The organism is Methylocystis silviterrae (genome assembly GCF_013350005.1).
GTDB classification, from domain to species: Bacteria; Pseudomonadota; Alphaproteobacteria; order Rhizobiales; family Beijerinckiaceae; genus Methylocystis; species Methylocystis silviterrae.
This window is the reverse complement of the sequence record NZ_JABVWW010000003.1, coordinates 300408-317579: the sequence shown is the minus strand read 5'-3', so window position 1 is coordinate 317579 and position 17172 is coordinate 300408. Positions and strand designations below refer to the sequence as shown.

Here is a 17172-nt window from a genome sequence, read left to right as displayed (position 1 = left end):
CACGCGCCGGCGCCAAACATGAGGCTCTACACATGTCAGCAGTTGAAACGAAATCCGCCGGCGATGATATTCTCGCCGACCTCAATCGCGCCTTCAGCGCCTTCAAGGAGACGAACGACGAGCGTTTGACGCAGCTCGAGGGCCGCCTCGGCGCCGACGTCGTGACCGAAGAAAAGCTCGCGCGCATCGACCACGCGCTCGACGACACCAAGAGCCGGCTCGATCGCCTGGCGCTCGAAATGTCGCGGCCGCGTATCGGCGGCAAGCTCGTCGACGACCACAGCGGGCGCGAGCACAAGAGCGCCTTCAATCACTACATGCGCTCCGGCGAAGCCAGCGGCCTCAAAGCGCTCGAAGCCAAGGCGCTGTCGCGCGGCTCGGGCCCCGACGGCGGCTATCTGGTGCCGCTGCCAACGGAACGCGAGGTGCTGCGAAGGCTCGCGAAGTTCTCGCCGATCCGCGCTATCTCCAGCGTGCGCGAAATCTCCGGCGCGTCGCTGCGCCGCGCTTTTTCAACGACAGGACCCGCGGCCGGCTGGGTCGCCGAAGCCGATCCGCGCCCGCAGACCAACAACCAGCAGCTCGCCGACATGACCTTCCCGGCGATGGAGCTTTACGCCATGCCGGCGGCGACGCAGGCGCTGCTCGACGACGCCGTCGTGGACATCGAGCAATGGATCGCCGAGGAGGTGCAAACCGCCTTCGCCGAACAGGAAGGCGCGGCCTTCGTCAGCGGCGACGGCGTGAATAAGCCGAAGGGCTTTCTCTCCTATGCGACGGTTGCGGACGCGAGTTGGACCTGGGGCAATATCGGCTATGTGCTGACGGGCGCCGCCGGCGCCTTCGCGGCGAGCGATCCTTCCGACGCCTTGGTCAATCTCGTGTATGCGCTGCGCGCCGGCTTCCGCCAAAACGGCAAATTCGTGATGGGGCGGCGCGCACAGTCGCTCGTGCGCCAGTTCAAGACGACGACGGGCGATTACATCTGGGCGCCGCCCGCTACCGCCGACGCCGGCGCCTCGCTGATGAACTTCCCCGTCGTTGAAGCGGAAGACATGCCAGACCCGGCCGCGAATTCTCTCTCCATCGCCTTCGGCGATTTCGAGCGCGGCTATGTGGTGGTGGACCGCGTCGGCATTCGCGTGCTGCGTGATCCCTACTCCGCCAAACCCTATGTGCTCTTCTACACGACGAAGCGAGTCGGCGGCGGCGTGCAGAATTTCGAGGCGATCAAGCTGTTGAAATTCGCCGCATCCTAATCAGCCCGCCCCGTTGAGGCCGCGACGAGAAACGTCGCGGCCTTCTGCTCACCCCACACCTAGGACTCGCGATGCGACCGATGCTCATCGGCGCGCCAGCGATCGAGCCCGTCTCGCTCGCCGACGCAAAATCATGGCTACGCGAAGACGGCGTCGAAGAGGATGAATTGATCCAGGCGCTGATCGTCGCCGCGCGCATGACGCTCGAGGCCTATACGCGGCGCTTCTTCGTCACGCAAAGCTGGCGCCTGGTTTTCGACTGCTGGCCCGCTTCGGTTGCCTCGAACGCGACGCTCCGCATTCCTTTCGCGCCCTTTCAGTCGGTGACGGCGATCCGCGTGTTCGACGCAAACGACGCGCCGCAGACGCTCAACGCTGCGACCTTTCGCGCGCCATCCTCGAAAGAGGTTGGCCGCATCAGCTTTACATCGACGCCGCCAGCGCCTGGACGCGCGAGCGACGCAATCGAAATCGACTTTGACGTCGGTTATGGCTCCCTCGCGAGCGACGCGCCGCAGCCGCTGCGCCAAGCGATTTTGACGCTCGTCGCGCATTGGCGTGAGCATCGCGGCGATAGCGGCGACGACGCTTTGCCGAAAGCGGTCGCGCAACTTGCGGCGCCATTTCGGCGGGAGCGGCTGCTGTGAGCGGCCTCCCCATCGGCGCGCTGCGCCATCGCGTGACGCTCGAGGCGCTGATTGACGCACCCGATGGCGCCGGCGGATTTTCGCGCAGCTTTACGCCGGTCGCGAGCCTTTGGGCGCGCATCGCGCCTTCCGGAGCCCGCGAGGACTTCGTCGAGCAACGCGCCGAGCAGGCGACAGCTCTCGTCGTGACGATCCGCTGGCGTGACGATGTCTCAAAGGACATGCGCTTTGTCTATCGCGGTCGCAAGCTTCGCATCCAATCGGTTTTCGACCCCGACGAGCGCCAGCGATTTTTGATCTGCGCGTGCGAAGAGATCACTTAAAGGACTCGCCATGAGCGTTTCACCCGTCGTCGCGCTGCGCAAGGCGATCCGCGCCTATCTGCTCGCGGATGCAGGATTCGCCGCCGCGCTCGGCGCGAAGCTTTACGACGAAGCGCCACGAGGAGCCGAACCGCCCTATGCGCTTTTTGGCGAAGCGCAGCTACGCGACTGGTCCGCCGATCTCACGCCGGGCGCGGAGCAGCTCTTTACGATCAGCGTCACGTCGACGATGCGGGGGCTAAGCGAGGCGCTGGAACTGGCGCAGCGCATCGCCGATCTTCTCGATGAGGCGGCGCTCACTCTTCAGGATCATCGGCTGGTCGACTTGCGCTTCCTCTCCATGGAAACGCGTCGCGAGCAGAACGGCCGCTTCGCGCGGGTCAATCTGCGCTTTCGCGCCACGACCGAATATCTGTAACGGAGCTCAATGATGGCCGCCCAGAAAGGCAAGGATCTGCTTTTGAAAATTCATGACGGCGCGAGCTTCGTCACGGTCGCTGGCTTGCGCACGCGACGCCTCGCGCTGAATGCCGACACGGTCGACGTGACCGACGCCGAGTCGAGCGGCCACTGGCGCGAATTGCTGGACGGCGGAGGACTGAGGCGCGCAAGCGTCTCCGGAACAGGCGTGTTTAAGGATCAGTCGTCGGATGCGCTCTTGCGCCAGACTTTTTTCGACGGGCTGCTGCGCGATTGGCAGATTGTCATTCCCGACTTCGGCGTGCTCTCGGGCCTGTTCCAGATCGCCAATCTCGACTATCGGGGCGAATATTCCGCCGAAGTGACCTTCGACATTTCGCTCGAATCGGCGGGCGCGCTCGCCTTCGCGGCGTTGTGACGTTTGAACGGCTCAACTGTCATTCCCGACGCGCGAAGCGCGATCGGGAATCCAGGGACAAAATCAAACATGCTTGTTGCGACTCTGGATTCCCGGTCAGGCCTTCGGCCTGCCGGGAATGACAATTCCAGATGGACCGGCGCATTTCATGTGAGGACGCAATGGCGAACAGCAAACGCGGCGAAATCGACGTGGTAATCGACGGCAAGAGTTACACGCTCTGCCTGACGCTCGGCGCGCTCGCCGAACTCGAAAGCGGCTTTGGCGCCAGCGACCTTGTCGCGCTCGCGAGCCGCTTTGAGGAACGACGGCTTTCCGCACGCGACATACTGCGCATCATCGGCTGCGGGCTGCGCGGAGCGGGCAACGACATAACCGACGAAGACGTCGCGAGAATGAAAGTTTCGGAGGGTCTTGCAGGCTATGTGCGTATCGCGGCCGATCTCCTCGCCGCGACCTTCGGCGATGCGCCGGAGCGGAGCGCCGACGCAAACCCTCCGACGCCGCAGGACGCTTGAGGCAAGCGAAAGAAGCAGCGCGCGACGCCTCCCATCGCGCGCCCTTTCCCTTCGCGCGCGCCATGGCCTTCGGGCTCGGCGTCCTGCGGCTCCCGTCGCGCGAATTCTGGTCGATGACGCCGCGCGAACTTTTTTGCGCGGCGGAGGGCGTATACGGCTTAGCGCCGGGCGCGCCGTCGCGCGCCGCGCTTGAAGACATGATGCGCCAATTTCCCGATTCTCAAGGATCGACATGACGACAGATTTCGACCCCTTCCCGGACCCGTTCAACGCGCCGGGCGCGAATGAGCGCGTCGCGACGGCTAACCTGCAAGCGACAAAACTTCTGCTCGATCAGATCAACGTCTCGGCAGGAAATGTCACGAAGACGCTTCACCTGGGTTTCGGCTCCGCGGCGGCAAGCGGCCGCAGCTTCAACGACGTGCTCTCGACGATCGCACAGTCGCTGACGCGCATGGCCTTGCGCGCAGGAACCAAGGCGCTCGCCGAAGGACTGGTGAGCGGATTGAGCGGCATGTTTTCCAGCGCCTTCGGCGGCGCCGGGACCGTTGCGCCTTTTGCGGAGGGCGGGGTCGTCGCAAGTCCAACCTATTTTGCGAGCGGCGGCGCGATGGGGCTGATGGGCGAGCGCGGCGCCGAGGCGATCATGCCGCTCGCGCGCGGCGCGGATGGCCGGCTCGGCGTCGTCGCGCAAGGCGCCGGCGCGCGTCCGGTTGCGGTCACGGTCAACATCGCTGCGCAGGATGTCGAGAGCTTCCGCCGTTCGGAGGCGCAAATCACGGGCGCCCTGGCGCGGGCTGTCGCGCGCGGCCAGCGCAACCTCTAAGCGGGCGCAGCCGGCATGAGCGATTTTCACGAGATCCGCTTTCCGCTTGATGTCTCGCTGGGCGGGCGCGGCGGACCGGAGCGGCGCACAGAGATCGTGACGCTTGGCTCCAATCGCGAGGCGCGCAACGCCCGCTGGGCGCATTCTCGGCGCCGCTATGAAGCTGGCTACGGCGTCAAGAGTCTCACGCAACTTTCGCAGATCATCGAATTCTTCGAAGAGCGGCGCGGCAGGCTTTATGGCTTTCGATGGCGCGATCGCGCCGATTGCGCCTCCTGCGCGCCGGGCGCGACTCCGAGCCCAACGGATCAACCAATAGGAATGGGAGATGGCGCGCGCGCCGCATTTCAGCTTGTGAAGACTTACGGAGGCGCCTTTTCCGCTTATGCGCGCGACATCGTAAAGCCCGTCGCTGGAACAGTGCGGGTCGCGGCCGATGGCGTCGAGAAATCGGCACCGGATGTGAGCGTCGACGTCACGACAGGTATCGTGACCTTCGCGCCGGGCGTCGTTCCCTCGGCGGGAGCGGTCGTCACGGCTGGCTTTCTCTTCGACGTGCCTGTGCGCTTCGATACGGATTTTCTCGAAATCGACATGCACGCCTTCGAGGCCGGCGCGATTCCAAATATTCCGATCGTCGAAATCGTTCCCTAGCCGTCGAACAAGCGCCGCAACACTTCGCGGTTCGCAATGACGTTGAAAATTGGAAGACAATGATGCTCTCGCTCTCTCCTTCGATGCAAGCGAAGCTCAATCAGCGCGCCACCACCTTCTGCCATTGTTGGCGCGTCGCGCGCAACGATGCGACAGTGTTGGGGTTCACCGATCATGATCGCGATCTGACTTTTAATGGCGTGACCTTTCGCGCAAATACTGGTCTCTCAGCGTCGCAGCTCGAATCGAGCGTCGGCTTTGCGCCAGGAACGGGCGAAGCGGCCGGCGCCTTGAGCGACGAGAGCCTCACCGAAGCGGATCTGCTGAACGGCCTCTATGACGGCGCCTCGGTCGAGACATGGCTCGTCGACTGGACGAATGTTACTGATCGCGCTTTGCTGGATATCGCGACGATCGGCGAGATACGCCGCGGCGAGATGGCTTTCGCCGCGGAGCTGCGCTCGAGCGCGCACCTTTTCGATCAGCAGCAGGGCCGCGCCTTTCAACGCAGCTGTTCGGCGGATCTCGGCGACGCGCGCTGCGGCTTCGACGTCATGGCGCCCGGCTTTCACGCGACGAGCGTCATCGCCGCCTTCGTCGGCGGCGCAATCGACATGGATCTTTCCGAACTTTTCGACTGCGGCTTCTTTGCAGGCGGCGCGCTGACCTTCATAAGCGGCGCGAATGAGAATGCCCGTTTCACGATCAAATCGCATTGGCAGGAAAATTTTCGCGCGACCGTCACGCTGTGGACGCCGCCAGGCGGCGCGATTCTCGCCGGAGACGTCGTTGTCCTGACGGCGGGATGCGATAAGTCGCCGACAGCCTGTCGCTTGAAGTTCGATAATATCGTCAACTTTCGAGGCTTCCCGCATATGCCGGGCAATGACCGAATCATCGCCTATCCGAGTTCGCTTGCGCCAGCGATGGACGGCGGGAGTTTTTTTAGTTGACCCGCGCCGACATTGTCGCGGCGGCGCGGCGCTGGCGTGGCACGCCTTATGTGCATCAAGCTTCGCTCATCCATGTCGGCTGCGATTGTCTTGGGCTCGTGCGCGGCGTCTGGCGCGACATCATCGGCGACGAGCCGGAGGCGGCGCCCGCATATACGCCCGATTGGGCCGAAGCCTTGAGCGCCGAGACATTGCTTGACGCCGCCCATCGCCATTTCAGAATGGTGGCCTTAAGCGATTTTCGTGAAGGCGACGTTCTGCTGTTTCGCTTTCGTGAACATCTCCCGGCGAAACATCTCGGCATCGCAATATCGACGACGCATATGATTCACGCCCATGCCGGCGCCTGCGTCGCGCAGGTCGCGATTGGCCCGCATTGGCGCAAGAAGCTTTTCGCCGCCTTCGCCTTTCCGAACGTTGTGGATTGAAGACGCCGCACGTCTGTCATTCCCGACGCGCGCTCAGCGCGCGATCGGGAATCCAGGACAAAACCCGACATTCCTGAAGCTGCTCTGGATTCCCGATCAGGCCTTCGGCCTGTCGGGAATGACATTGCGAGGCTCTTCGAGACGCTCATGGCCACTCTTGTTCTGCAGACGGTCGGCTCTGTCGCCGGCGGCGCGATCGGCGGACCTATTGGTTCCTCTATCGGCGGCGTGCTCGGCGGCTTTGGCGGCTCCTTCGTCGACGCGGCGCTGCAACCGCATGCATCGCCCCGCTATTCGATCGGCCCGCGGCTGAAATCGATGGACGGGATCACCTCAACGGAGGGCGCCGGCGTGCCGCGCGTCTATGGCCGCGCGCGCCTCGGCGGACAGATGATCTGGGCGACGCGTTTTCTCGAACGCGTCAATGTGTCTTTTGCGCAGACCCAGCATCAGGGCAAAGGCGGCGGCGGCGGCGGCGGCGGCTTCAACATTCAGTTCACCTATGCCTATTCGGCGAATTTCGCGATTGGGCTATGCGAAGGGCCTGTCGCTTTCGTGCGACGCATCTGGGCTGATGGGTCAGAACTCGACATGACGACGCTGCCGATTCGTGTCTATTCCGGGACCGAAGATCAGGAGCCAGATCCGCTGATCGTCGCCAAGGAAGGGACCGAAAACGCGCCGGCCTATCGTGGCCTCGCCTATATCGTTTTCGAGGATCTCGCGCTGGCCGCATTCGGCAATCGCATTCCGCAATTTACGTTCGAAGTCGTGAAGCCCGTCGAAGGACTCGGCGCGATGATCCGGGCCGTCGACCTCATTCCCGGCGCGACGGAGGCCGGCTATCACCCTGCTCTCAAGCTCAATTTCTACTCGCCGGGCGCCACGGCGGCGGAAAATCGCCATCAGCTCACCGCGGCGACGGATTGGACCGCGTCGATCGACGCTCTGCAGGCGCTTTGCCCGAATCTCGAAAGCGTCGCGCTGGTCGTCGCCTGGTTCGGCGACGACCTTCGCGCTGAACATTGCACGATCGCGCCGCGCGTCGACGCGACATTCAAAACCATCGGTCAGTTCAACTTCATTCTCGGCGGCTTCTGGCCGCCCGACTGGTCGGTCGCCGGGCTGACGCGCGCAAGCGCGCGGCTCGTGTCGCAAATCGACGGACGCGCGGCCTATGGCGGAACGCCCAGCGACGCGTCGGTGATGGCCGCTATCGCCGATCTCAAAGCGCGCGGCCTCGTGGTGACTTTCTATCCCTTCGTGATGATGGACGTGCCGCCGGGCAATGCGCTGCCCAATCCTTACACAGGCGCCGTCGAACAGCCGGCGCTCCCCTGGCGCGGACGCGTCACATGCGATCCCGCTCCGGGTCGGCCGGGTTCACCTGACGCAACCGCGACTGCCGCGGCGCAGCTCAACGCATTCTTTTCGCGCTATCGCGGCTTCATTCTGCATTACGCCAATATTTGCGTCGCGGCAGGCGGCGTCGACGCCTTCCTCATCGGCTCCGAGCTGATCGGCTTGACGCGCGTGCGCTCGGCGCCGGGCGCATATCCCGCCGTCGCGGCGCTGATGACGCTCGCCGCGGAAGCGAAAGCGATCCTTGGCCCGCAAACGAAACTCTCTTACGCCGCCGACTGGACGGAATATGGCGCACATGTTCCTGCAGGCGGCGAAGCGCGCTTTCCGCTCGACCCGCTGTGGGCGTCAAGCGCCGTCGATTTCGTCGGCGTCGACGTCTATTGGCCGCTCTCCGACTGGCGCGACGGCGACGCGCATCTCGACGCGCAGGAAGCGGCGAGCATTTATGACCTCGACTATCTCAAGTCTCGCATCGCTTCGGGCGAGGCCTATGATTGGCATTACGCCGACGCAGATGCGCGCCTGGCGCAGGATCGCACCCCAATCAGCGACGGACTCGGCAAGCCTTGGATCTTCCGCCAGAAGGATTTTCTGTCATGGTGGTCGCAACCGCATTACGAGCGCGTCGGCGGCGCTGAGTTGGCGGCGCCGACGGCATGGGTCCCGCAGTCGAAACCGATCTGGATCGTCGAGACGGGATGTCCGGCGGTGGATCGCGGCGCCAATGCGCCGAATGTTTTTCCGGACCCGCGCTCGAGCGATGGCGGTTTGCCGTATTTCTCGCGCAACGGCCGCGACGATCTCATGCAGGCGCGATTCATCGAGGCGATGATCGCGCATTTCGATCCGGCGGCGCCCGGCGGCGGGGCGCGCAATCCGACATCCAGCCTCTACGCCGGGCCGATGGTTGACCCGGCGCGCCTGCACATATGGTGCTGGGATGCGCGCCCCTATCCGGCCTTTCCGACGCAAGCCGATGCGTGGAGCGACGCCGCCAATTGGGAAACGGGCCATTGGTTGAACGGACGACTCGAAGGCGCGCCGCTCGACCGCCTCCTGACGGCGCTCGCCGGCGCCGTCTCTGCGCCTGAAGTTGTCGCGCAGCGGCCGAACGTCAGCGGCTTTCTCGACGGCTATGTGCTGGAGCGGCCGATGTCGCCGCGCGAGGCGATCGATCCTCTTGCCGCGCTTTACGGCATCGACGTCGTGGCGAGCGCGGGCGCCTTGCGCTTCGTCGATCGGCGCGGGAAGCCGGTGTGCGAAATTGACGAAGACGATCTCGTTTCCGGCAAAACCGCGTCGCTGGTGACGCTGGCGCGGGCGCAGGAAAGCGAACTGCCGCAGGAGATCGCGCTTTCCTTCTGCGATTCCGAAAACGACTTTCAAATGGCGCGAGTCCTATCCCGCAGACTCGAGGGCCGCTCGGCGCGCCAGAGTGAAGCGCAAGCCGCGGTGATGACGAATCGCGCCAATGCGCAGTCGCTTGCGGAGAGCTGGCTTCAGGACGTGTGGATCGGACGCGAAACCGCGGAGTTTACGCTGCGGCCTGGCCTTCTCGCCTTGCAGCCCGGCGATCTGGTGCGGCTCGGCGCAGCGGGCGGCGACCGGTTGTTTCAAATTCAACGCATCACGGACGGCGCCGCGCGGCAAGTCAGCGCGCGCGCGGCGGACGCTTCCGTCTATGATTCGGCCGCGCCGCTGCTCGGACGCGTGAATGTCGTCTCGCCGAAGATGGTCGGACCGCCGAGAGTCGAAATTCTCGACCTCGCGCTGACGCGCGATGAAGAAGCGCTCTCCTATGTCGCCGCCTTCGCCGATCCTTGGCCCGGTCCGCTCGCCATCTGGAGAATGACGTTCGAGGGCGGCTATGAGCAGATCGCCATAATCGACAAGCGCGCGACGATCGGCGAGACGCTCGAAGTCCTGCGCGCCGGCCCGGTCGGACGTTTCGATAATGGCGGCGGCGTCACTGTTAGAATCGGCGCCGGACACCTCTCGTCGGTGGGCGATCTCGCCGCGCTCGCGGGGCGCTCGGCGATGGCGATCCGCGTCGACGGCGACTGGGAGATTTTCGCTTTCGCGCACGCCGAACTTATCGGCGAACAGACATATCGTCTGTCAAGGCTCATTCGCGGACTCGGCGGCGAAGAACATCTCGCCAAGCGCGATGCGCCGGCCGGCGCGACCGTCGTGCTGCTCGATGACGCGATCGCGCCGCTCGCGCGCAAGGTCGCGGAGATTGGCGCGCCGATCACCTATCGCATCGGTCCGGCGGATCGCGACTATGCGGAGCCGATCTTCGTTCAGCCGACGGTCGCCGCGACAAATAAGGCGTTGCGTCCCTACGCGCCGACGCAGGCGCGCGCCCGGCGCACGCCGGCCGGCGTCGTCATCGATTTCGTGCGGCGTGGACGCCTCGACTCCGACGCCTGGGAGGCGCTCGACATTCCGCTCGGCGAGGCGAGCGAATCCTACGAAGCCGATATCTCACTGCCGGCGAGCGGAAAGCGCACGCTCACCGCCGCCGCAGCGCCGATCCTCTATCCCGCCGCCGAAGAACTCGACGATTCGGCGCGCCGCAAAGCGAACTGACGCTTTCACTTTATCAGATGAGCGCGACGGCTGGACGGGGTTTCCCGCTGACGACGACGCTCCCCGTCCAATAGGAAAAACGATGACGCAAACCACGCATCTTGCGCTGCCCTTCATCGAGGCGGCGCAAGCGCAAAAGCACGTCACGCATAATGAAGCTCTGGCGCTGATCGACGCGCTGACGCAGCTTTCGGTCTCTGCGCGAAGCGTGACGTCGCCGCCCGCGACGCCGGCGGAAGGCGACCGCGTGCTCGTCGGCGCGGGCGCGACCGGCGATTTTACGGACAGAAGCGATCAGATCGCGACATTCCTCGCAGGCGGCTGGACTTTCCTTTCGCCGCAAGCCGGTTGGCGCGCCTATGTCGAAGCGGAATCGCTTCTGCTGCTCTATGACGGCGCGGGATGGATTGATTGCGGCCTGTCCTTGCGCCAGCTGCAAAACCTTGCGCTGCTCGGGATCGGCGCGACCGCCGACGGCGCCAATCCGCTGCTCGCCAAACTCAATGCAACGCTCTTTACCGCCACGAGCGTCGGCGAAGGCGGCTCCGGCGATCTCCGCTTCGCGCTCAACAAGGAGAGCGCGGCGAACACTCTCTCGCAACTTTACGAATCGAACTATTCCGCGCGCGCCGAAACTGGGTTGATTGGCGACGATCATTTTCGCGTCAAAGTGTCGCCCGATGGTTCGATCTGGAAGGAAGCGATCGTCATCGACAGCGCCACTGGCGCAGTCGCCTTTCCAAGCGGCGGCCCGGCGAACGTTCATCTGTTTGCGGCCACGGATTCTTATACGCCGACGCCAGGAATGCGCTTTGTTGACGTGATCCTTTTTGGCGGCGGCGGCGGCGGCGGCGCAGGCGCGCGACAGGCGGCCGGGGCAATCGCCTCAGGCGGAGGCGGGGGCGGAGGCGGCGGAATTGCAAAAGGCAAGTTCACCGCAGCTCAAATCGGCGGGGGCCTCACCGTCACGATCGGCGCGGGCGGCAATGGCGGCGCGGCGCAGACCGTCGATAGCACGGCTGGAAATAGCGGAACTGCCGGCGGCAACACCGCTTTTGGATCGCTGCTTAAAGCGTTCGGCGGCGGTTTTGGCAGCGGCGGCGGGCTCGCGTCCGGCTCTGGCGGTGGCGCTGGGGGGAGCGTCATTGGCGTGGCCGGTAGCGCGTCTGGCGCTACCGGCGGCGTTGGCCAGGGGGGCCAAGGCAATGGTGGCTCTGCGGCTCCGTCAGCCAGCGTTCTTGTCGTTGGAGGTTTCAGCGGAGGCGGAGGCGGCGGTCCCGCAACGGGGGCCGCCGGCGGAGGCGGAGGCGGCGTATTCTTCGGTGCATCCGGCGGCGGGGCCGGCGGTGGCATTACCGCCGCCAACGCGATGAGCGCGGGCGGCGGCGGCGGCGCGATTTGGGTGGCCGGCGTCGTCACTTTGGCGAGTGGCGGGGCCTCTGGAGTCAACGGCTCTTCCGGTTCGTCCTTCGCGAACGCCGCCGGTCCGCTCGACCAAGGCAGCGGGGGCGGCGGCGGCGGAGGGTCGCATGCAACGACTCCTGGCGCTGGCGGCAACGGCGGCATGGGCGCTGGCGGCGGTGGCGGCGGCGCGTCGCAGAACGGCGCCAATTCCGGCGCTGGCGGCAATGGCGGCGGCGGCTACGCCGTCGTCTTCGAATATTTCTGATCGCAAAACATCAAGCGCGTCGCGCGCGATTCCTCATCAACAAACGACATCGGAAGAGAAGGAGTCGGCCCATGGCCTTCGCCGTGAAGAATCACGTCCTGCACCAGAACGACAAGCCTGTCGCTCAAAAGCCGACGCCCAATGTCGGCGGCGTTTTGAAGCCCTCGCTGCTGATCATGCATTACACCGCCGCTCAGTCGGCGAAGGGCGCGATCTCCTGGCTGTGCAATCCCAACGCGAAAGCCTCCGCCCATCTCGTCGTCGATCTCGACGGCGCGGTGACGCAGCTCGCGCCGTTCAATCGCGTCGCATGGCACGCGGGCAAAAGCGCTTGGAGGCGGCGCTCGAACTGCAACGCCTTTTCGATCGGCATTGAGCTGACCAACGCCGGACCATTGACGAAGCTCGCCAACGGAAAATTCGCCGACGCATACGGAAAAAATGTGCCGGCGAGTCAGGTCGCAATGCTCGTCCACAAGCTGGATAGGGGCGGCGAAAAGCCCTGGATGATCTATCCCGCCCTTCAGATCTCGGCCGCCGTCGATATCGCCAAGGCGCTCTGCCAGACCTACGGCATCAGCGACATCGCCGGACATGACGACATTGCGCCGACGCGCAAGCGCGATCCGGGTCCCGCCTTCGCCATGGACTCATTCGTCTCACGAGTCCTCGGCCGCAAGTGAAACCGCGCCGGCGGCTTCCGGCATCAAAAAAGGAACTCCCCATGCAAGGCTATCGCACCTATGTCGCCGCTGGTCTCGTCGCGCTGTTTGGCGCGCTCGCATCGACCGACTGGATCGCCTTCCTCAACGATCCGAAGGCCGGCGCCATCGCCATCGGTTCGGCGGCGTTGATGGCGATCATGCGCAGCATCACCTCGACGCCGCCGGGAACGGCCTGACATGTCCAAGCTCACCGCGCTCTGTCTCGTCGCGGTCGCCGGCGTCGTCGCCTATGCGCTTGGACGCGCAATGTTGGCGCGACTTGTCGCCGGCGGCGCCGCTAAGGAGAACGCGCGGCGCGCCGAATCCGATATGCGCGCCGCCAAGCGGCAGGCGGAAATCATGGTTGAGCGCAGGAGCGTTGAAGATGTTTCGCAAGATCTCGATCATGGTCGCTTTTAGCCTCGCTCTTGCGGCATGCCAATCGACGGGCGGCGGCTGTCCGCCGCTCGTCGCCTATTCTCTCGCAGAGCAGAAGATTGCGGCGAAGCAGCTGCGCGCCTTGCCCCAAAACGCGCCTCTCGCCGCCATGATCATCGACTACAAGAAAATGCGGGACGCCTGCCGCGCCTCGGAGAGCTGAGGCGCGCGGCCGCATTTCTCGACTATTCATTGCGCATTCAGGGCTTTCGGCCGACTATGCGCCGGGGAGAGGCGCATGCGGGCCGCCGGAGGTTGTTGGAGACGGGCGCTCACCGTCGCCGCTCTCGCGGCGACGGCCGCTTTCCTGCGCGCCGCCGCCAGCCGCGCCGAAGAGGCTCCCGCGCGGCTGCAATGTTTCACCATGGCGCAGGCGCGCAGCAAAATGGAAGCGCAGAAGCTCGCCGATCCTTTCCGGTGCATGCGGGATGTCGCCCTGCGGCTGCAGGCCGAGCCGCTCGGCGCGCGGCTGTGCCAATTGGGCGAAGGACTTATCTATGAGATCAGCCTGCTGCGCCGGGACGGCCACATCGTCAAGATTCTTGTCGACGCGTTCAGCGGCCGGCCTCATTCTAGCTCTATAGGGGCTGGCTCTATAGGCGCGGGCTCTATAGGCGATTGAGTCTCGCACGCGGGAGGACACATTGCGGCTGCTCGTCGTTGAAGACGACAAGGATTTGAACCGCCAGATCGTTCGTGCGCTCGAGCAGTCGGGCTATGCGGTGGACCGCGCCTTCGATGGCGAGGAAGGTTGCCATCTCGGCGAAACGGAGCCCTACGACGCCGTCGTCCTCGACATCGGTCTGCCGAAGAAGGACGGCGTGACCATTCTCGAAGAATGGCGCGCGGCGGGACGCGACATGCCGGTGCTGATCCTCACCGCGCGCGACCGCTGGAGCGACAAGGTGCAAGGCTTCGACGCCGGCGCCGATGATTATGTTTCAAAGCCCTTCCACATGGAGGAGGTGCTGGCGCGCATCCGCGCCCTGCTGCGCCGCGCGACGGGCCATGCGACGAATGAAATCGTCTGCGGCGCGGTGAGGCTCGACACCAAGGCCGGCCGCGTCGTCGTGGACGGCGCGCCCGTGAAGCTCACTTCGCACGAATACCGGCTGCTCGCCTATCTGATGCATCACGGCGGACGCGTCGTATCCCGCAGTGAAATCATCGAGCATTTATATGATCAGGACTTTGATCGCGACTCGAACACGATCGAAGTCTTCGTCGGCAGGCTGCGCAAAAAGCTTGGCGTCGATCTGATCCAGACCGTGCGTGGGCTGGGCTACATGGCGGCCGCGCCGGCAAAGGACGCCGGCTATAAACGCTAGGCGCATGCCCCTTTCCTTCGTCTCCCTTCGCTCCATCGCCGCGCGTCTGTTCCTGACTGCCGCGGCGATGAGTTCGGTCGTGCTGATCGTCGCCAGCATTCTTCTTACCGCCTACTACCGAAACGAAGCGGAAGAGGTTTTCGAACGGCGCCTCGACGTTTACCTGCGCGCCATCGTCGCCGACGTGTCCGAGTCGGGACAGGAGGGACGTACCGGCCCTGGCCAGCTCGGCGACCCGCAGTTCGAGTTGCCGGGCTCGGGCTGGTACTGGCAGATCACGCGTCTCGACGACAAGTCGCATGACATCAAGGCGTCGCGCTCGCTCTTCGCCAACACGCTGCCCAAGCTCTCAGATCTTGGCGTCGTAGCGGAGGTCGGCGGCTTTCGTCGCGGCTACGGGCTGGGCCCGGACGGGCGCAGGCTGCGCATCGTCGAGCGCGTCATCGACGTCGGCGACGTCGGCATCTATCTCGTGCAGGTCGCAGGCAGCGGCGAAGAGATGGAAGAGCAAATCGCCCGTTTTCGCTTCGCGCTGATCGTCGCTTTCGCGGCGCTCGCGATTGCGCTCGCCATCGGCGCCGCCTTCCAGGTCCGCTTTGGCTTGCGGCCTTTGAGGCAATTGCAGCGCGAACTGGCGTCGATCCGCGGCGGCGAACGGGAGCGGATCATGGACGCCTACCCGAGCGAAGTCGCGCCGCTCGCCGAAGAGCTCAATCTGCTGATCAGCGCCAATCGCGACATTCTCGAACGCGCGCGCACGCAGGTCGGCAATCTCGCCCATGCGCTGAAAACGCCACTCTCCGTCATCGTCAATGAAGCCGATTCCGCGCCCGGGCAACTCGCCGGGAAAGTTCAAGAACAAGCGCAGATCATGCGCGATCAGATCTCCTTCTATCTCGACCGGGCGCGGGCGGCGGCGCGCGGCGGCGCGCTCGGCGCCGCGACGCAGATTGCGCCGTCGATCGAGGCCTTGCTGCGCGCCTTCAGTAAAATCTATGGCGACAAGGGCGTGATCTTTTCTGGCGGCGCCGATCCGCGTCTGCGCTTTCTTGGCGAGCGCCAGGACCTCGAAGAAATGATCGGCAATCTTCTCGACAACGCCGGCAAATGGGCGAAGAGCCGGGTGACGATCGACGTCTGCGTCGAAGGCGCGTCGCGGCCGACGCTGCGCGTCACCATCGACGACGACGGACCGGGGCTTGCTTCGCATTTGCGCGCCGCGGCGACGCAGCGTGGGCGGCGTCTCGACGAAACCAAGCCCGGATCAGGTCTTGGCCTGTCGATTGTCGTCGATCTCGCCGCCGCTTATGGCGGCTCGCTGCAACTCGACGACAGCCCCAGCGGCGGTTTGCGCGCAGAGCTTCGACTGCCGGGGTTTTGAGCTGCGTGGGCCACGCCCTAAGCAAAGCCCGAGACCGATCAACGATCGAACGGCCGCCCCGATTTCGTGCAGCGCGTCACTCTTCTTCGAGATCGAAATCGAGAATCGCGACCTGCAGCGTGAAGCTCGACAGCTTCGGATCGTCAGCGGAGATGACGCCGAGAAATTCGCCGTCGGCGTTGAGTTCGACGGAATCCGTTTTGCGCCCGCGCGCCACGATCGACAGGCGATCGTTTTCGAACAGCTTGCGCAAATAGGACTGCAGCACTTCGCGTCCGACGGGAATTTTCATCTCGAAGGCGAAGGAACGATCGCCGTCTTCGTCGTCGACCGAGATCGAAGCGATCCTTCGCTCGCCAAGATGCACGGCGGCGTCGTCCGGATTCTTCGGATCCGCTGTGACGCGAACGCCCTCATTGCCGAGCGAACGGCGCAGAAAAGCCTGCAGTTTTCGCAATTCGGTTTTATCCAAACGCCCGCCCCCGTTCAGCGATCAGTTTCATTCCCTCTGCCACGACGCCTTTCGCCGAGCAAGAGCGCATGAAAAACGCCCGGCGGAGAGCCGCCGGGCGACGTCAAAAAGCGCGAAGAGCGTTATTCGCCCGCGGCTTTCAGCCTCTTGTTGCACTCGCTCCAATATTTTGGCCAGGTGATTTTTGAACCGGCCTTTTTGAGCTCCGCCTTTTTCGTCTTCCATTCCGCGGCGCATTTCTTCTGGCGCTCGCGCGTCGCGGCTTTCGAGTCCGTCGCGGGTTTGGGGCTCGGGGTCGCTTCGGTCGCGGCGGGCGGAGTCGGCTCGACGGGCTTGGCTTCCGTCGCGGGGGGCGGCGTGGGCTTCGACTCTTCGGCGGCCGGCGGCGGCGTCTCGGGCTTCGCCTCGGCAGGCTTGGCTTCCGCCGGCTTCTCTTCGCCGGGCTTGGCCTGCTCCGCCAATCGCCCGCGACAGGCCTTCAAAAATTCCTGCCAGCTCTGTCCGCCGAGTTCGTTGGCCGCCTTAGCCGCCTGGTATTGCGATCCGCATTCCTTCAATACATTGGCCTGCGCATACGCGTCCCCTGAGCTCGCGGCGAGGGCGACGGCCACGGCCAGAGCGCCGCCGGCCGCAGCGTAAGAAACAGCGATACGGATCCCCATATAAATCTCCATTGATCGACGGCGCGAACTGAGCCGCAACAACTGCGACGGCGCATAGAAGCATGACGCGCGCCATCTGCGCCCGCCGGGGCCGACGATAGTCCCAACTTGGTTG

At 64.6% G+C, this 17172-nt stretch carries 21 protein-coding genes and 1 pseudogene; 20 read left to right on the top strand and 2 right to left on the bottom strand.

Annotation, left to right across the window (positions count from 1 at the left end):
- Positions 1-32: 32 nt before the first annotated feature.
- The 20 genes and pseudogenes from HUN39_RS05080 (at position 33) to HUN39_RS04985 (ending at position 15923) form a co-directional block, all read left to right on the top strand.
- The gene (locus tag HUN39_RS05080; protein ID WP_175093388.1) at positions 33-1259 is read left to right on the top strand and encodes a phage major capsid protein; all 1227 of its coding nucleotides are present in this window, start codon (positions 33-35) and stop codon (positions 1257-1259) included.
- A gap of 71 nt (positions 1260-1330) precedes the next feature.
- Positions 1331-1906, top strand: coding sequence for a head-tail connector protein (locus HUN39_RS05075; RefSeq protein ID WP_175093387.1), 576 nt, complete (start codon positions 1331-1333; stop codon positions 1904-1906).
- Positions 1903-2229 (top strand): phage head closure protein, encoded by a 327-nt coding sequence (locus tag HUN39_RS05070; protein ID WP_175093386.1) that lies wholly within the window; start codon positions 1903-1905, stop codon positions 2227-2229. The genes HUN39_RS05075 and HUN39_RS05070 overlap by 4 nt, the downstream gene beginning before the upstream one ends.
- A gap of 10 nt (positions 2230-2239) precedes the next feature.
- The gene (locus tag HUN39_RS05065) at positions 2240-2647 is read left to right on the top strand and encodes a DUF3168 domain-containing protein (RefSeq protein WP_175093385.1); all 408 of its coding nucleotides are present in this window, start codon (positions 2240-2242) and stop codon (positions 2645-2647) included.
- A gap of 12 nt (positions 2648-2659) precedes the next feature.
- On the top strand, positions 2660-3067 hold the full coding sequence (locus HUN39_RS05060) for a phage major tail protein, TP901-1 family (protein ID WP_175093384.1): 408 nt from the start codon (positions 2660-2662) through the stop codon (positions 3065-3067).
- Between the two features lie 161 nt (positions 3068-3228).
- Positions 3229-3585, top strand: a complete 357-nt coding sequence (locus HUN39_RS05055) for a gene transfer agent family protein (protein WP_175093383.1) — start codon at positions 3229-3231, stop codon at positions 3583-3585.
- Positions 3582-3821, top strand: a complete 240-nt coding sequence (locus tag HUN39_RS05050) for a rcc01693 family protein (protein WP_232365918.1) — start codon at positions 3582-3584, stop codon at positions 3819-3821. The genes HUN39_RS05055 and HUN39_RS05050 overlap by 4 nt, the downstream gene beginning before the upstream one ends.
- Positions 3818-4411, top strand: coding sequence for a phage tail tape measure protein (locus HUN39_RS05045; protein ID WP_175093382.1), 594 nt, complete (start codon positions 3818-3820; stop codon positions 4409-4411). Before HUN39_RS05050 ends, HUN39_RS05045 begins: the two co-directional genes overlap by 4 nt.
- A 15-nt stretch (positions 4412-4426) precedes the next feature.
- Positions 4427-5065, top strand: a complete 639-nt coding sequence (locus tag HUN39_RS05040; RefSeq protein ID WP_175093381.1) for a DUF2460 domain-containing protein — start codon at positions 4427-4429, stop codon at positions 5063-5065.
- A gap of 62 nt (positions 5066-5127) precedes the next feature.
- Positions 5128-6018 (top strand): DUF2163 domain-containing protein, encoded by an 891-nt coding sequence (locus tag HUN39_RS05035; protein WP_175093380.1) that lies wholly within the window; start codon positions 5128-5130, stop codon positions 6016-6018.
- Positions 6015-6446: an NlpC/P60 family protein gene (locus tag HUN39_RS05030; protein ID WP_175093379.1), complete on the top strand. Its 432-nt coding sequence runs from the start codon at positions 6015-6017 to the stop codon at positions 6444-6446. Before HUN39_RS05035 ends, HUN39_RS05030 begins: the two co-directional genes overlap by 4 nt.
- Positions 6447-6593: 147 nt before the next feature.
- Positions 6594-10477, top strand: a pseudogene (locus HUN39_RS05025) (baseplate multidomain protein megatron).
- 8 nt (positions 10478-10485) lie between these two features.
- Positions 10486-12072 carry a DUF2793 domain-containing protein gene (locus tag HUN39_RS19435; protein WP_175093378.1) on the top strand — a complete coding sequence of 529 codons (1587 nt, stop codon included), beginning with the start codon at positions 10486-10488 and terminating at the stop codon, positions 12070-12072.
- A 71-nt stretch (positions 12073-12143) separates the two neighbouring features.
- Positions 12144-12755, top strand: a complete 612-nt coding sequence (locus HUN39_RS05015; protein WP_175093377.1) for an N-acetylmuramoyl-L-alanine amidase — start codon at positions 12144-12146, stop codon at positions 12753-12755.
- A gap of 41 nt (positions 12756-12796) precedes the next feature.
- The gene (locus HUN39_RS05010; RefSeq protein WP_014890979.1) at positions 12797-12973 is read left to right on the top strand and encodes a hypothetical protein; all 177 of its coding nucleotides are present in this window, start codon (positions 12797-12799) and stop codon (positions 12971-12973) included.
- A gap of 1 nt (position 12974) precedes the next feature.
- Positions 12975-13196: a hypothetical protein gene (locus tag HUN39_RS05005; protein ID WP_175093376.1), complete on the top strand. Its 222-nt coding sequence runs from the start codon at positions 12975-12977 to the stop codon at positions 13194-13196.
- The gene (locus tag HUN39_RS05000) at positions 13183-13377 is read left to right on the top strand and encodes a hypothetical protein (RefSeq protein ID WP_175093375.1); all 195 of its coding nucleotides are present in this window, start codon (positions 13183-13185) and stop codon (positions 13375-13377) included. The genes HUN39_RS05005 and HUN39_RS05000 overlap by 14 nt, the downstream gene beginning before the upstream one ends.
- Positions 13378-13452: 75 nt before the next feature.
- Positions 13453-13836, top strand: coding sequence for a PepSY domain-containing protein (locus tag HUN39_RS04995; RefSeq protein ID WP_175093374.1), 384 nt, complete (start codon positions 13453-13455; stop codon positions 13834-13836).
- A gap of 22 nt (positions 13837-13858) precedes the next feature.
- Positions 13859-14542 (top strand): response regulator transcription factor, encoded by a 684-nt coding sequence (locus HUN39_RS04990; protein WP_175093373.1) that lies wholly within the window; start codon positions 13859-13861, stop codon positions 14540-14542.
- Between the two features lie 4 nt (positions 14543-14546).
- The gene (locus HUN39_RS04985) at positions 14547-15923 is read left to right on the top strand and encodes an ATP-binding protein (protein WP_175093372.1); all 1377 of its coding nucleotides are present in this window, start codon (positions 14547-14549) and stop codon (positions 15921-15923) included.
- A 76-nt stretch (positions 15924-15999) separates the two neighbouring features.
- On the opposite strand, the gene HUN39_RS04980 is transcribed toward HUN39_RS04985, so the two are convergent.
- Together HUN39_RS04980 and HUN39_RS04975 are read right to left on the bottom strand one after the other, a co-directional pair.
- Complete coding sequence (locus tag HUN39_RS04980) at positions 16000-16395, bottom strand: DUF3126 family protein (protein WP_175093371.1); 396 nt, start codon at positions 16393-16395, stop codon at positions 16000-16002.
- Positions 16396-16517: 122 nt separating this feature from the next.
- A complete protein-coding gene (locus HUN39_RS04975) occupies positions 16518-17057 on the bottom strand; it encodes a hypothetical protein (protein WP_232365917.1) in 540 nt (179 codons plus the stop codon).
- Between the last annotated feature and the right edge of the window lie 115 nt (positions 17058-17172).

Excerpts from the sequence above, each read along its gene's own strand:
- HUN39_RS05080 (WP_175093388.1), top strand. The coding sequence starts at position 33 with ATGTCAGCAGTTGAAACGAAATCCGCCGGCGATGATATTCTCGCCGAC.
- HUN39_RS05015 (WP_175093377.1), top strand. The coding sequence starts at position 12,144 with ATGGCCTTCGCCGTGAAGAATCACGTCCTGCACCAGAACGACAAGCCT.
- HUN39_RS05045 (WP_175093382.1), top strand. The coding sequence starts at position 3,818 with ATGACGACAGATTTCGACCCCTTCCCGGACCCGTTCAACGCGCCGGGC.
- HUN39_RS04975 (WP_232365917.1), bottom strand. The coding sequence starts at position 17,057 with ATGGGGATCCGTATCGCTGTTTCTTACGCTGCGGCCGGCGGCGCTCTG.
- HUN39_RS05075 (WP_175093387.1), top strand. The coding sequence starts at position 1,331 with ATGCGACCGATGCTCATCGGCGCGCCAGCGATCGAGCCCGTCTCGCTC.
- HUN39_RS04985 (WP_175093372.1), top strand. The coding sequence starts at position 14,547 with ATGCCCCTTTCCTTCGTCTCCCTTCGCTCCATCGCCGCGCGTCTGTTC.
- HUN39_RS05005 (WP_175093376.1), top strand. The coding sequence starts at position 12,975 with ATGTCCAAGCTCACCGCGCTCTGTCTCGTCGCGGTCGCCGGCGTCGTC.
- HUN39_RS05065 (WP_175093385.1), top strand. The coding sequence starts at position 2,240 with ATGAGCGTTTCACCCGTCGTCGCGCTGCGCAAGGCGATCCGCGCCTAT.
- HUN39_RS05040 (WP_175093381.1), top strand. The coding sequence starts at position 4,427 with ATGAGCGATTTTCACGAGATCCGCTTTCCGCTTGATGTCTCGCTGGGC.
- HUN39_RS05010 (WP_014890979.1), top strand. The coding sequence starts at position 12,797 with ATGCAAGGCTATCGCACCTATGTCGCCGCTGGTCTCGTCGCGCTGTTT.
- HUN39_RS05000 (WP_175093375.1), top strand. The coding sequence starts at position 13,183 with ATGGTCGCTTTTAGCCTCGCTCTTGCGGCATGCCAATCGACGGGCGGC.
- HUN39_RS05055 (WP_175093383.1), top strand. The coding sequence starts at position 3,229 with ATGGCGAACAGCAAACGCGGCGAAATCGACGTGGTAATCGACGGCAAG.
- HUN39_RS19435 (WP_175093378.1), top strand. The coding sequence starts at position 10,486 with ATGACGCAAACCACGCATCTTGCGCTGCCCTTCATCGAGGCGGCGCAA.
- HUN39_RS05035 (WP_175093380.1), top strand. The coding sequence starts at position 5,128 with ATGCTCTCGCTCTCTCCTTCGATGCAAGCGAAGCTCAATCAGCGCGCC.
- HUN39_RS04995 (WP_175093374.1), top strand. The coding sequence starts at position 13,453 with ATGCGGGCCGCCGGAGGTTGTTGGAGACGGGCGCTCACCGTCGCCGCT.
- HUN39_RS05060 (WP_175093384.1), top strand. The coding sequence starts at position 2,660 with ATGGCCGCCCAGAAAGGCAAGGATCTGCTTTTGAAAATTCATGACGGC.